This window comes from Microcoleus sp. B4-C2 (genome assembly GCF_036705265.1).
GTDB lineage: Bacteria > Cyanobacteriota > Cyanobacteriia > Cyanobacteriales > Microcoleaceae > Microcoleus.
In genome coordinates, this window is record NZ_JAUBUB010000122.1 from 2967 (window position 1) to 17564 (window position 14598).

Below are 14598 nucleotides of genomic sequence, written 5' to 3' on the forward strand. Positions count from 1 at the left end.
TTGTGGGTTTTAGGCATTTATTTTCGGTGAACCAGCCCCTACAAGATTTATGTTCGGTGATGGAAATATTATCTTAGTTGGGTGGGGGCGGGTTTATGAGATTGTGGGTTTTAGGCATTTATTTTCGGTGAACCAGCCCCTACAAGATTTATGTTCGGTGATGGAAATATTATCTTAGCGAACCGTGACTGTATAAGTCAGTTTAAAGGGTTTAAAATTAGCTTTGTTTTTGGCTGTTCCGCTCAATTCAAGTTCGTAAATTCCAGCCTTGGGAAACACGATATCAGCTCCCGGAATCCCTTGATATTTCTCGGCAGATATGGCGGTTAAAAGCGGCTGCATCAGCGGCTTATCCCCCTCTTTACGATTTTTAGGATAAACTGCTAATCTGCAATTACACTGCTCTAGTGGGATAATTTGACCGCCCCTGCGAGTTAGGGCAAACCACACTTTCGCAGGCTGTCCGGCGCGGGGATTGTGGTTGGGTTCGAGGTGAAAGGTAGCGGCGACATCTCCCGATACTTCGACTTCGTGCGCTAAAACAGAAATCGAGTTGAACTGGGGCGCACTGGGAATTGCTGCTTCAATTAGGAATCCCAAAAAAACTAACAATCCTAAAGTTTTACTTTTGTTTGACAGGCGAAACATAGAAATTTTCTAGTGATAAAACTGACCAAAACAAGCGCGATCGCACAAACATAACTAACACCACAACCACCGCTAACACGGCTGTCAGCAGTTGATTGTGCAACTTCCATTCAAAACCGCCGAGATAGTGGGAACCGATGAGTGCCGCGTGTACAGCGCACAACAAGAAAGCTGGAACGCTTAACAGGTGAAGGATTCGCCACATTTTGCCTAAATAGTTTTGAATACGATCGCAACTTGTAACCGCCGCCGGCAACATCAACAGCAGCGACAGCATCCCAGCCGCCATTCCCAACTGATGCTGTGGCAACATAAAAGATAGCGCGTCAAAATTCCATTTCAGCGTATGATCCAGCATATGAAACGTGTGGGCGACTGCTAGGACAAACGCGCCCACACCCAAGGCGCGGCGATAGCGCAACAGTTGCGGTAAAAACTTGCTCACCGGACGCGCCAACAGTGCTAGCATCAAGCACAGCAGCGCTGCGTGGCCCGTAAAATCAACCATTTCATCGGTTCGCAGCAAGGTAAGAATCCCGATCGCCACTGTCACCCAACCACCCATCCGAAACAGTTGACTGCGCTTGTCCGCGCTCAATCTGCCAGCAAAAAAACTCACTCCCAGCATAGTTGGCAAGGTGCCGAGTCCAAAAGCCAGCATCGTTGCCGCACCCAAAACCGGATTTCCGGTTTCCGCCGCCTTAATCTGCGCCGCGTAGAGGAAACCGCAGGGAATCAAACCCCAAAGCAAACCCAAACCAATCGGCACCCACCAGTTTTTTTGTGCCGAAAGCTTGCTCATTGCTTGTCCGACTCGATCGTGCGACATTGGGTGCAACAGCGGCAATCCCGGCAGCAAGTTCGGTTTAATTTGCATTACTCCGAACCAAATCAGCATCGTACCCGTCAGAAGTGCGATCGCCCGTCGCAATTCGCTACCCGTACCTGCTAAAAGTCCGCCCGCAATTAACACCGAACCCACTCCGCCAATTGCTGCACCAACCAAAGCGTAAGCAGCAATTCTCCCCAAATTTAGCAGCAAATGAAAGCGGAAAGCAGCTAATTTATCGTTGCCGGAATTAGAAAGAGAAAACGCCATTGTCAGCGGGCCGCACATCCCCGCGCAGTGACCGAAACTGCCGAGAAATCCCAAAATTGCAATTAGCAGCAGGTCTAGCATTTTGAGTTAGTAGTCAATCGATTTTAGATTTTAGATTTTAGATTTTAGATTTTAGATTTTAGATTTTAGATTGACTTGCGCGAGATAAATGCTCTTTCTTGAGGATTTTCGATTTTCGATTTTGGATTGATTCCACGGATAAATGCGGGGGTTTGTACAACCTTTGAAATTCGTGGTCAAATTTATCTCCATCAGAGGGGCGGGTTTATTTATCCCCTGAGTAAGTTAGAAATATTTCTCGTGAAACCCGCCCCAACAGACTAATGACTAATGACTAATGACTAATGACTAATGACTAATGACTAATGACTAATGACTAATGACTGTTGACTGTTGACTAATAACTACTTTTTTTCTGGATGCGCCGCAGCCGGCGAAGCTGCACCCATTTGATTGATTGTAGCAATTAGCTGATAAAGCCGCCCTAAATCCCGCTGGTTGAAATGCAAAACTAGGCGCGGCATATCGAAAGTTGCATCTCCTATTTCCGGTTCCAAAGCTTGACTTTTTTCAATTTTTCCGGTGACAACAATATCGCTAAAATCAGTATTTAGCCGATCGACATTCTCCTCAGAAAGCTCTGTTTTCAAACGAATTACCAGTTTTTCGCGCACGTAGCGGCAGGAGTGATAAACCAGATAAAAACTACCGATCGCCTCGCAAGCGACATTTACATCGTCAGTAATCGTATACAGGCTGCGATCGTTGACTGAAATCAAGCCCCGGCCCCGCAATTGTTTTTGCACAAAATAATTCCAATCGTGCCAATAATCTCCTCCGGGTCGATCGATCAATACCAAAGGAGCCGGCCCGAACTTGCCAGTTTGAGTCAAAGTCAGACACTCAAAAGCCTCGTCCAGAGTGCCAAAACCGCCCGGAAACAGAGCCAAAGCATCGCTCTCCCGGAGAAAAAATAACTTACGAGTGAAAAAATATTTAAAATTGAGCAATTTGGGATCGCCGGCAATGAAAGGATTAGAACTCTGCTCAAAAGGTAACTGAATGTTCAGCCCAAAAGAACCTTCAGCAGTCGCCCCCTCGTTCCCCGCCTGCATAATTCCCCCGCCGCCGCCAGTAATCACCATAAAACCCTGCTGGGCCATCGCCCGCGCAAAGTCTCTGGCCATCAAATATTCTACAGATTGCGGTGACACCCTCGCCGAACCAAAAATCACAATTTTGCGAACGTGGCGGTAAGGATAAAACATCTCAAAAGCGTTCTCCATATCTCGGAGCGACGCCGCAATAATTTTCCAGTCTAGCCGATCGAGATCCTCTCCGGCCATTTGCACTATAGTAGAGAGCGATCGTTCGATCCACTCAGAGTGCTTCAACTTTGGCAAGCGATCGAGCAACTCCATCACTTCAGCTTGGAGAGACTCAAAACCTTGACCATACCCAGAAGGAATCATGAATTTTTCCGAAACGGTAACAAATTGTCGCGACTAAAAATTAAGGGGCAAGCCAAAGTTAGAAGCCAATAGCCACCAGCAAATTGCTCTGCTGGGTACTAATAACTTTTCCCGTAGCTTAGCCCCGGTTCTGAAGCGAGTTAGCTTTCGCGGCCCACAAAGAACAGCGCGAAACCCCTCGCAGTTCAGTTAAATGTACTTTTCCAGAGTGTTGGCCAGAGTAGTTTTCGGAACTGCCCCAACTACCATATCCACACGTTGACCGCCCTTAAATATCATCAGCGTCGGAATGCTGCGGATACCGTATTGGCTGGCGACGTTAGGATTCTCGTCGGTATTAACTTTTACTACCTTGACCTGCCCTTCATATTGCTGGGCAATTTCGTCTACGACGGGCGCCACCATCCGACAGGGCCCGCACCAGGGAGCCCAAAAATCCACTAGAACTGGAACTTCGCTATCGAGCACTTCCTGCTTAAAGGTAGAGTCGGTTACTTGCGCGGCTGCTGACATCCCTAGCCATCCTTGTAAATACTATTTCTCGGATAACAAGTCTAGCAAAAAGTGTAACCACTTGCGTCAATCGATTTTAGATTTTAGATTTTAGATTTTAGATTTTAGATTTTAGAATTGAAGCATTGACCCCACGGATAAATACGTTCGGCAAGTTTCCTCGGATACAGGTTTTTTATTTCACCAGTCCTGAGTCTGCTTTCGGTCAACGATTTCAAGAGAAGGCTTCTGAACGAAGAAGGAAGAGGGAAGACGGTAGAAGGAAGAAGGCACAAGGTTTCTGAGGATCGCGAATTAAATAACTTACAATTTTAATTGTTATTGTGGGATGGGCTCTTATAGCCCGTCTTTTTTGGACGGGCTATAAGAGCCCATCCCACTTTCAAGAGTGGAAGTTATTTAATTCTCATTCCTGAAGGAACAAGGCACTGATGTTTCCCAAGGCAGAATGCACTTATGTAGAAAAAAAATTCTCCCACCCCCAGACTCTCCCCCTCTCCCCCTCTCCCCCTCTCCGGAGGTAAAAGCCTCAGTTGTGTATCTAGTAAGCAAGAGCCAAGATTTCCGGCAAAAAAGGAACCGCCCGAACAGTAGTCCGGGCGGAGTGTGGTGTGAGGAGTGAACGGAAACATGCGTCTCCGCTTCTTCTATTGTGACATCTCCTTCTCGATAATTCCACAATATTCTGTAAATTTCGAGACTGTGGAACAAATTTTGTCAAGGTATGCTGGTATTCGATCAGTAAATCTACTTACCCATGCCCAACTGCTGAGCTTTTTGATAGACTTTACCCTCAGTCAGCAGAGAAGGAGCAATTACCACTTCCACCTGCTGCATCTCCTTAAGATCCTTAGCGCCCAAGGTGCCCATGCTAGTTTTCAGAGCTCCGAGCAAGTTGTGCGTACCGTCATCTAGCACCGCAGGCCCCCGCAAAATTTGCTCCACAGTACCCGTAGTCCCCACGCGAATGCGAGTGCCGCGCGGCAAAACCGGGCTGGGAGTCGCCATCCCCCAGTGAAAGCCGCGGCCAGGAGCTTCGGCGGCCCTGGCAAAGGGCGAACCAATCATTACTGCATCGGCACCGCAGGCAATGCACTTGCAGATATCGCCGCCGGTAATTAAACCGCCGTCAGCAATCACCGACACGTATTTGCCAGTTTCGCGATAGTAGTCGTCCCGCGCGGCGGCGCAGTCTGCTACCGCTGTGGCTTGGGGAACGCCGACACCCAATACGCCCCTAGATGTGCAAGCAGCCCCCGGCCCAATGCCCACGAGAATGCCCGCAGCGCCAGTTTTCATTAAATTCAGGGCGACTTCGTAGGTGACGCAGTTGCCCAAAATTACTGGGATCGGCATCTCTTGACAGAATTTAGTTAAGTCTAGAGGTGCGATCGCTTCAGGGGAAAGGAAAGCTGTCGAGACTACTGTTGCTTGCACAAAAAATATATCGGCTCCCGATTCAGCAACCGCCCGGCCGTATTTGCTCGCAGCAGCCGGTGTACCGCTGACGGCGGCAATCCCTCCTCCAGCTTTAATTTCTTTAATTCTCAGGTCAATTAATTCTGGCTTGATGGGTTCGGCATAGAGTTGCTGCATCAGGGAAACAAATTCGTGGTTCCCCACACTGGCGATGCGCTCTAATATTGGCTGGGGGTCGGCATAGCGGGTTTGAATTCCTTCTAGGTTGAGCACGCCCATTGCTCCCAATTCCGACAGCAAAATCGCCATGCGGACATCGACTACTCCATCCATGGCGCTGGCGATGATCGGGATTTCTCGATCGATCCCGCCAATCTGCCACTTGGTATCTGCCAAACTCGGATCGAGGGTGCGCTGTCCGGGTACAAGCGCAATTTCATCTATGCCGTAAGCTCTGCGAGCGCTTTTGCCCCGCCCAATTTCAATATTCACGCTGTTTCACTTCCACAATGTATTTAAATTAGACTAACAAAAAGTTAGCCCGCCCGAGTTTAGCTATCGCACGGCTGTCTTTAAAAAAAGCTCGGCACTGATTCTGATTGTATTCTGATTATATGAAATCGAAGGGGATACTTTTCCTCAGCAACGGGCACGGGGAAGACGCGATTAACTGTCAAATTCTCAAAGCTTTGAGAGTATCTGGCGCGGATGTTGATGTTTCGGCGATGCCGGTTGTCGGTGACCACGAATTTCAAAGGTGGTACCCGCCACGTGATTTATCCGTGGAATCAATCCAAAATCGAAAATCCTCAAGCCCCCGCATTTATCTCGCGCAAGTCAATCTAAAATCTAAAATCTAAAATCTAAAATCGATTGACGGGGCTGCTTACCGCCGATCGACCGTGCCAATTATTGGGCCCACCAGTCAAATGCCGTCTGGGGGAGTTTTTTACATGAATCCCCTGTTTTTCCTCAAAGATATTGGGGCGGGGCTGATTGCTTTGACTTGGCAGCAATTGCAAGCTGTTTGGACGCATTCGCGCCGCTGCGATTTGGTGGTGGCCACTGGGGATATTGTCGCCGGGGCGATCGCCCATGCCAGCAACCGCCCCTATATAATTTTTCTCTCTGCCCCTTCTAGTTATTACGAGGGGCGAGTCAATTTGGGTTTAATCTTGTGGCAGTTGCTTTGCTCAGAGAAATGTCTGGCGGTTTTTACTAGAGATGCTTTGACTGCTGCTGACTTAAACCAACAGGGTTTAAAGAAAGCTCTGTTTGTTGGCAATCCTGTCATGGACAACCTCAATTCTACGGGCAAAGATTTGCAGTTAACACCCGGAGTTCGGACGATCGCCCTTCTCCCCGGTTCTCGCCTCCCGGAAGCCACCGACAACCTCGTTTTGCTGCTGGAACTGGTTAAAAAAATTGCTAGTAACTCTACTGTGCCGGTGCAGTTTCGGGCAGCTTTAGTTCCAGCTTTAATGACTCAATTAGATTATCTTGCAGCCAGAGCAGGATGGCAAATGCGATTTGTGAGAGTAGGAATGGTTTGCCAACTCATCTCCCCTCGCGACAATCATTTTCACCATTTCTGGATGTTTCTCAATATTGCGGCCGATTTCACAAAAAGTTGCTTTAACTTGATAGCGGTCTAAGATATCTAAAAGCTGATTTGTATAGGGAGGATAGGGCCCGTCGTCCTAGGTGAGGGCAACAACTTTTACTTCAGTATCGGCGCGGTTGATGCCGAAATAATTGTGAAATTTAGTAACTTTAATTAACAGCGATACTGCGAAAAGTAACGCTATTGTGAAAAGCAGAAAATTTTGTAAGATTTTACCGATTCGCATAGCTGCACGCACTCGATCGAGCATTAAAGTGAATTGCTGTCAGATAACCACAATTGGGTAACTTAATCCTTAAGCTATTTTATCATTAATTATTGCCCGTTACGAAAATTTTTATTTTTGGCGATCGTACAATAGCTAGACGCTTCAAGTGCCAGTACACTTGTACCATACATATAGCGTAAGTAAGTCCAGAGCAAAAAAGCAATAATAAAAGATCCGGAGTTGTGGGGGGTGTAAGGCAAGGATGTATATTCGCAGCGAGTTTACTGTTGCTCTCACCCGCTCCTCCCCATGTTATATTTATTTGTATACTCAACTTTTTTAGGCAGCAATAATTCCCAACATGATTTCACTGCCCGATATCACAATTGTCAGCCAGATTTACGAAAGTGCTAATTCCCTCGTATACCGAGGCATCCTCAAATCAAATCAGCAACCTTTGATTTTGAAACTCCTCAAAGAGGATTACCCCACCCCAGCCGAACTCTACCGCTATCAGCAAGAATACGAAATCACTCGCCTTCTCAACCTAGAGGAAACGATTAAAGCCTACGAACTGCGAAAATACGATAACACACAACTCATGTTGTTGGAAGATTTTGGAGGAGAGTCCTTAAAAATCCTGCTGGATGGCCGTCCCTTGGCATTACCAGAGTTTCTCCACCTAGCCATCCAAATCACAGATGCGTTAGGCAAAGTTCATCAAAAAAATGTCATTCACAAAGATATCAATCCATCTAATATTGTCTTGAATCCTCAAACTGGACAATTAAAAATTATTGACTTTGGCTTATCTACCATCCTATCCCAAGAGAATCCCAGCCTCAAAAGTCCTAATCTTCTAGAAGGGACATTGGCTTATATGTCTCCAGAACAAACAGGCAGGATGAATCGCTCACTAGACTATCGCACTGACTTTTATTCTCTTGGCGTTACTTTCTATGAACTGCTAACCAACCAGTTGCCTTTTGAATCCGTTGATGCACTTGAGTTAGTCCATTGCCATATTGCAAAACAACCCACTCCACCTCATGAAAATAATCCAGAAATTCCATTGACTGTCTCAGAAATTGTCATGAAGTTAATGGCCAAAATGGCGGAAGATAGATATCAAAGTGCTTGGGGAATCAACGCAGATTTAAAAACTTGTCTCGCTCAATTTAGAACTGGTAAATTTCAAGCTTTTTCCTTGGGATACCAAGATATTTATCCTCAATTGCAACTCCCTCAAAAACTGTACGGGAGAGAATCACAGATTGAGTCCTTATTGAGTGCATTTGATCGTGTAGCGTCGAGACAAGAAAAACAGGTAGGGGCTGGTTTAGCAAATAACCTGAGTAGCCCAAGCACAACTAAGTCACAAAATCGGCCCGTAGAGACACAAACTGAACTCATGCTAATTTCGGGATACTCTGGTATTGGGAAATCAGCTTTAGTTCAGGAACTGTATAAGATCATCACTCAAAAAAGCGGCTACTTTATTGCAGGTAAATTTGACCAGTTGCAACGCGATATTCCCTATCAAGCTTTAGTCGCTGCCTTCCAAGAATTGGTGCGACAATTGCTCACCGAAACTGAACCCCAATTACAACATTGGCGAGAAAAGATTCGACGTGCATTAGGAATCAACGGACAAATTATTATTGATGTCATCCCCGAAGTGGAACTGATTATTGGCAAACAGAATCCCGTCCCAGAATTACCTGCAACAGAAGCACGAAATCGGTTTAATTTAGCTTTTCAAAATTTTATTCAAGTTTTTTGCCAAAAAGAACATCCCCTCGTCCTATTTCTAGACGACCTTCAGTGGACAGACAGCGCTACGTTGCAATTGCTCCAGTTGATCATGACCGATTTTACTACTCAATATCTGTTTGTAATTGGAGCTTATCGAGATAACGAAGTCTCTGCAAGTCATCCTGCAATGCTGACTTTATCTGAGATGAAAAAGCAGGGAGTTGTAATTAATCATCTCTCCGTTTCACCCCTAAATTTAAAGCAGGTTAATGAATTCATTGCGGATACGCTGAAAACCGATAGCATCCAGGCGCAAAAATTAGCCGATTTAGTTTGGCAAAAAACACAAGGAAATCCGTTTTTTATCAAAGAGTTTCTCAAGTCACTTTATACCGAGCAATTGCTTAAATTTGATACTAATGCTGGGGCTTGGTATTGGGATTTAGAGCAAATTATAACTAGGAATATTACTGATAACGTTGTTGAGTTCATGGCAGATAAAATTCAAACATTATCAGATTCAGCACAAAAAGTTTTACGATTAGCCGCTTGCATTGGCAACCAATTTGATTTAGAAACACTTTCAATTATTAATGAAACTTCTCAAAAAGAAACGGCTGATGAATTATGGAATGCTATTCAAGCAGGATTGATATTACCCCTTGGAGATGATTACAAATTCCTGAAAACAAACCGAGAGGCGAATGACTTAAAAATTACTTATAAATTTGCTCACGATCGCATCCAGCAAGCCGCCTATTCCCTAATTCCCCCACACGACAAGCAAGCGGTTCACTGGAAAGTCGGGCAACTGTTGTTACAAAATACACCACCACAGGTACTCCAACAAAAGATTTTTGATATTGTCAATCAGCTCAACTTCCGTATTGAAACAATTGATGTTCAGTTAGAAAAAGATAAACTTGCTCCATTAAATCTAATTGCTGGCAAAAAAGCGAAGGCATCAGCAGCTTGGAAACCGGCCTGGAATTACTTAAGCATTGGTATAAATTGCCTGAGTGCAGATAGTTGGCTTCGTCAGTATGACCTAAGTCTAGCACTATATGTGGAAACAGTAGAAGCTGCTATCTTGAGTGGCCACGTTGAGGAAATGGAAAAATTGGCTGACCTTGTGTTTCAACAAGCTACTTCATTGCTGGACAAAGTGAAAGTCTATGAAGTCAAGATTCAAGCCTATACAGCACAAAACAAACCGTTAGAAGCGATAGAGACGGCACTTTCAGTATTAAAGCTGTTGGGGATTAGCTTTCCCAAGAAGCCAAATAAATTAGATATTATCATTGCACTCGCCAGGACAAAGATCGGGCTAGCAGGGAAACGAATCGAGGACTTGATAGACCTGCCAGAAATGACCGATCCTGACAAGATAGCCGCCATGCGTATCCTATCAATTATGCTTTCTGCTGCCTATTTTGCCACACCAGAATTGTTTCCGCTGATCGTGTTTAAACAGGTTAATTTATCAGTAAAATATGGTAATACTCCGGTGTCATCCTATGCTTATTCTACCTACGGACTAATTCTTTCTGGAGAAGTCGTAAACGATGTTAACTCCGGCTATCTATTTGGGAAACTTGCTCTCTTGTTAGTCGATAAATTCAAGGCAACAAAACTTAAATCTCGGACATTATTTATCTTTAATTACTTTATTAGACATTGGCACGAGCATATTAGGGAAAGCTTAACCCCTTTGCTAGATGCTTACTTGATTGGACGGGAAACCGGAGATTTAGAATATGCGACTTTTTCAGCCGGCGCATACTGCTACTATTCCCTGGTAGCGGGCAAGGAACTGACAAGGCTGGAACGGGAGATGGCTATGTACAGTAACGCTTTCCGGCAATTCAATCAAGAAACATTCTTTTATTACAATCAACTCCAGCGGCAGGTCGTATTGAACTTAATGGGTCGGGCTGAAGATAAGTGCCGTTTAATCGGTGAAAGCTATGATGAAATAAAAATGCTGCCCATTCATTTGGCGGCGAATACTACAAATATTTGTCATTCCCTCTATTTTTTTAAATTATACCTCGGCTATCTTTTTCAAGACTATCAGCAAGCCCTGGAAAATGCCGCCTTGGTTGAAAAAAATATAAACAGTGCTGTGGGATCTGTTCCTCTTTCTCATTTTTACAATTCCCTTACTCATCTTGCTATATATTTTGATGTTTCTAAATATGAGCAAAAACAAATCCTGAAAAAGGTTGAATCCAATCAGAAAAAGATCGAGAAATGGGCGAGTTCAGCTCCGATGACTCACCTCCATAAATTCTATCTAGTGGAGGCAGAGCGGCATCGAGTTTTGGGTGAAAAGGCTAGGGCGATCGACTACTACGATCGCGCCATTGCCTTAGCCAAAGAACATGAGTACATCAACGAAGAGGCTTTGGCTAATGAACTGGCTGCCAAATTCTACCTCGCTTGGGGAAAAGAGCAAGTTGCCCAAGCCTATATGACAAATGCTTACTACTGTTATTTACGTTGGGGTGCAACAGCTAAAATGACTGATTTGAAACAACAGTATCCAGAACTTTTAAAGCGTTTTACGAAAGCCAATTTGTCGGATAAATCGCGCAACAGCCTGTCTGATACATCTAACAGCATTTCAGGGGAAACCCTGGATTTGGCAGCATTGATGAAAGCATCTGGGGCAATTGCCAGTGAAATTGAGTTGGATAAACTCCTGACGACTTTGATGAGAATCCTGCTGGAAAGCTGCGGGGCACAAACTGGCTATCTAATTTTAGAGTCTCAAGGACAACTGCGAGTCGAAGCTTCAGGTGAGGCTAACTCAAATCAGGTGATGGTTTTGCAATCGACTCCTATAGAAACCTGCCTGCCTTTATCGATTATTCACTATGTTGAAAGGACTCAGGAAGGATTGATTGAAACCAATGTTTCCCGTGAAGGCAGATTTACCCAAGATGCTTATATCAAAACACAGCAGCCCAAGTCTATCCTGTGCGCCCCTCTGATCAATCAAGGGCAATTAATTGGAATTGTTTACTTGGAAAATAATTTAGCAGATGGCGTTTTTACACCCGATCGCCTGGAACTAATTAAACTGCTGTCAAGTCAAGCGGCGATCGCACTTACCAACGCCAGACTCTACACCCAAGTACAATCGACGCAAAATCGCCTGAATAAATTCCTCAATGCTATTCCCCTAGGCATCTCCGTTCACGATGCCAAAGGACAAATCATTTACACCAATCAAGTTGCACAGCAGTTACTGAATATTCAAGATTTACCAAAAATGGAAACCGATCGACTATCGCAAACCTATGGCGTTTATCGGGCAGGGACAGGGGAGATATATCCAGTCGAACAGTTGCCCCTGGTGCGATCGCTTGGCGGTGAAAAAGCTCAGGCTGATGACTTGGAACTATATCAAAACGAGCGGATTGTTTCTGTAGAATCAACCAGTACGCCAATATTCGATGACACGGGTAATGTAGAATATGCGATCGCAGCTTTTCAAGATATTAGCGATCGTAAGCAGGCACAAAAAACGCTGATCGAAAATGTCCGCTTAGAACAGGAGATTAGTGAGCGCAAAAAAGTTGAAGCAGAACTCGAACAAGCGAAAGAAGCAGCCGTTGCCGCCAACCTCGCCAAAAGCATTTTCCTTGCCAACATGAGCCACGAATTGCGAACTCCCATGAACGCCATTCTGGGTTTTTCTCAACTGATGAATCAGGATACCAATCTGTTAACTGAACAAAAAGAGAACCTTAACATCATTCAGCGCAGTGGAGAGCATTTATTATCTCTAATTAATCAGGTGCTTGACCTTTCCAAAGTTGAAGCAGGACGCATGACGCTATCTAAAAATAATTTGAATCTTCATCATTTATTAGCTGAAATCGAGGATATGTTTGCCTTAAAAGCCACCGATCAAAGCTTAGACTTACGATTTGAATGTGCTGCCGATGTTCCTAAATATATCTACGCTGATGAAATTAAGTTGCGGCAAGTGCTGATTAATTTAATCAGTAATGCCGTTAAGTTTACCGCTTCGGGAAATGTGTATTTACAAGTAAAAAATCAACAGGTAAAAGCCCAAATAGAAGCCGAAACTAAAACAACCAACAAGCCACAATCAACAACCATTACCTTTGAAGTAAAAGATACGGGAATTGGCATTGCAGTAGAGGAAATGGAGAATCTATTCAAACCATTCGTGCAAACAGCATCCGGTCAAAAACTGCAGCAAGGAACCGGATTAGGACTGACGATTAGCCGTCAATTTGTCCGCTTGATGGGAGGTGAAATAACAGTCATTAGTCACGGTAAAGCTTTCACCCCTGGAATGCCTCTCAAGGAATTTTTAGAAGACACAACGGGTACAACATTTAAATTTGACATTCCTGTGGGCATCGCTGATGCCAGCACAATTCAAAATCAACCTCAAAGTCGTCGCGTCGTGGCCCTAGCGCCTAACCAACCCCAATATCGCATCCTCGTGGTGGACGATCGAGATTACAATCGGCAACTGTTAGTTAAACTCCTCAAACCTGTTGGTTTTGAAGTGCAAGAAGCGACTAACGGTATTGAAGCGCTTGAAATTTGGGATTCCTACTCACCCCATCTGATCTGGATGGACATGAGAATGCCCGTTATGGATGGTTATGAAGCCACGAAACGCATTAAAGGCACTATCAAAGGTCAAGCTACTGCTGTTATTGCTATTACTGCTAGCGTGTGGGAAGAAGAAAAGGCAGTTATTTTATCGGCTGGTTGTGATGATTTTGTGCGAAAACCGTTCCACACAGAGGCCATCTTTGACATCATGACTAAACATTTGGGCGTCCTTTATATTTATCAGGAGCAAGAGCTACCATCTCCCCCTTCTAATGTGACTGGAGAACCGTTAAATTTCACTGATTTATTAGCATCGATGTCAAAAGAATGGATAGTAAAATTATATGAAGCAGCTATTGACGCTGATGCGGAATTAGTTTGTCAACTCCTTGAGGAGATTCCTGAATCTCACGCTTTCGAGCTTCAAACTCTCAGAAATTGGGTGACGAGGTTTCAGTTTGAGAAGATTCTCGATTTAACTGAATCCTTGGTTGGTGAATGATGATATAGCAGATTCCAGGTTTATGAAGTACACCGCGCGATCGAACCCCGTAGGGAAACGGCCCAGGGCATTGGTGACAAGTTAAGCTGTCAGTCCGCCAAGTGCGCTAGTGGGGCCGCCAGTCCGCCAGGGAATGAATTCCCTGTCTAATAGCTAAAGTCCAATGGCACTGAAAAAGTGAGCCAAAAAAAATCTGTAAGGCAAGATATACATAGATAATTGCCTTACAAACCAAAATATCTCTCTCCATTATGCCAAACCGTGCGTCTATTCTCAAACAACAATTTTTGCAGAGCGTTGCCTCACCTTGGGAGAAGCTGCTGCCAGATTCCTTAGTAGGTGAGCTTCTAGCGAATGAGAAGATCACCTACTACCAAAGCATCTACACACCGGTAGTCACCTTGTGGGCGATGGTATCCCAGGTACTCGATCCCGACAAAAGTTTAAGTCAAGCCGTGAAGCGGATGAGTACGTGGCCCAGGGCAGCCAGAGCCAAGCCTCCTTCTTCAGACACCGGGGCATATAGTAAAGCGAGTTCGCGACTACCAGAAAAACTCGTTCAACAGTTAGTACCCATAGTCGCAGAGGCCCTAGAAAAGGAAGTTCCCATAGAACAACAATGGTGTGGACGACGGGTGCGGGTATTAGACGGAACCAGAAGTGTTGAATGATAGGAAAAGATTGCTAAAATTGGCCCAATAATGTATAATTGCAGAGTTATAAATTATTAAT

General features: G+C 44.8%; 8 protein-coding genes. 2 read left to right on the forward strand and 6 right to left on the reverse strand.

The annotated features are described in order from the left end of the window. Positions 1-174: 174 nt before the first annotated feature. The 6 genes from QUB20_RS25445 to QUB20_RS25470 form a co-directional block, all read right to left on the reverse strand. Positions 175-648, reverse strand: coding sequence for a hypothetical protein (locus QUB20_RS25445; RefSeq protein ID WP_333250449.1), 474 nt, complete (start codon positions 646-648; stop codon positions 175-177). After that, positions 623-1828 (reverse strand): urease accessory protein UreH domain-containing protein, encoded by a 1206-nt coding sequence (locus QUB20_RS25450; protein ID WP_333250451.1) that lies wholly within the window; start codon positions 1826-1828, stop codon positions 623-625. Before QUB20_RS25450 ends, QUB20_RS25445 begins: the two co-directional genes overlap by 26 nt. 344 nt (positions 1829-2172) lie before the next feature. Further along, complete coding sequence (locus tag QUB20_RS25455) at positions 2173-3240, reverse strand: LOG family protein (protein ID WP_333250453.1); 1068 nt, start codon at positions 3238-3240, stop codon at positions 2173-2175. 189 nt (positions 3241-3429) lie between these two features. After that, positions 3430-3753: a thioredoxin gene (gene trxA / locus QUB20_RS25460; RefSeq protein ID WP_006631199.1), complete on the reverse strand. Its 324-nt coding sequence runs from the start codon at positions 3751-3753 to the stop codon at positions 3430-3432. 747 nt (positions 3754-4500) lie between these two features. Continuing rightward, complete coding sequence (locus tag QUB20_RS25465) at positions 4501-5664, reverse strand: GuaB3 family IMP dehydrogenase-related protein (RefSeq protein ID WP_333057335.1); 1164 nt, start codon at positions 5662-5664, stop codon at positions 4501-4503. Between the two features lie 998 nt (positions 5665-6662). Further along, complete coding sequence (locus tag QUB20_RS25470) at positions 6663-6830, reverse strand: polysaccharide deacetylase family protein (protein ID WP_333246638.1); 168 nt, start codon at positions 6828-6830, stop codon at positions 6663-6665. Positions 6831-7365: 535 nt separating this feature from the next. Here QUB20_RS25470 and QUB20_RS25475 point away from each other — a divergent pair. Further along, positions 7366-13866 (forward strand): AAA family ATPase, encoded by a 6501-nt coding sequence (locus QUB20_RS25475; RefSeq protein WP_333250455.1) that lies wholly within the window; start codon positions 7366-7368, stop codon positions 13864-13866. A gap of 251 nt (positions 13867-14117) precedes the next feature. Continuing rightward, positions 14118-14537, forward strand: coding sequence for a hypothetical protein (locus QUB20_RS25480; protein WP_333250457.1), 420 nt, complete (start codon positions 14118-14120; stop codon positions 14535-14537). Positions 14538-14598: the final 61 nt, after the last annotated feature.

Bases quoted from the DNA above. Each gene is read 5' to 3' on its own strand.
- QUB20_RS25480 (WP_333250457.1), top strand. From the start codon at position 14,118: ATGCCAAACCGTGCGTCTATTCTCAAACAACAATTTTTGCAGAGCGTT.
- trxA (WP_006631199.1), bottom strand. From the start codon at position 3,753: ATGTCAGCAGCCGCGCAAGTAACCGACTCTACCTTTAAGCAGGAAGTG.
- QUB20_RS25445 (WP_333250449.1), bottom strand. From the start codon at position 648: ATGTTTCGCCTGTCAAACAAAAGTAAAACTTTAGGATTGTTAGTTTTT.
- QUB20_RS25450 (WP_333250451.1), bottom strand. From the start codon at position 1,828: ATGCTAGACCTGCTGCTAATTGCAATTTTGGGATTTCTCGGCAGTTTC.
- QUB20_RS25475 (WP_333250455.1), top strand. From the start codon at position 7,366: ATGATTTCACTGCCCGATATCACAATTGTCAGCCAGATTTACGAAAGT.
- QUB20_RS25455 (WP_333250453.1), bottom strand. From the start codon at position 3,240: ATGATTCCTTCTGGGTATGGTCAAGGTTTTGAGTCTCTCCAAGCTGAA.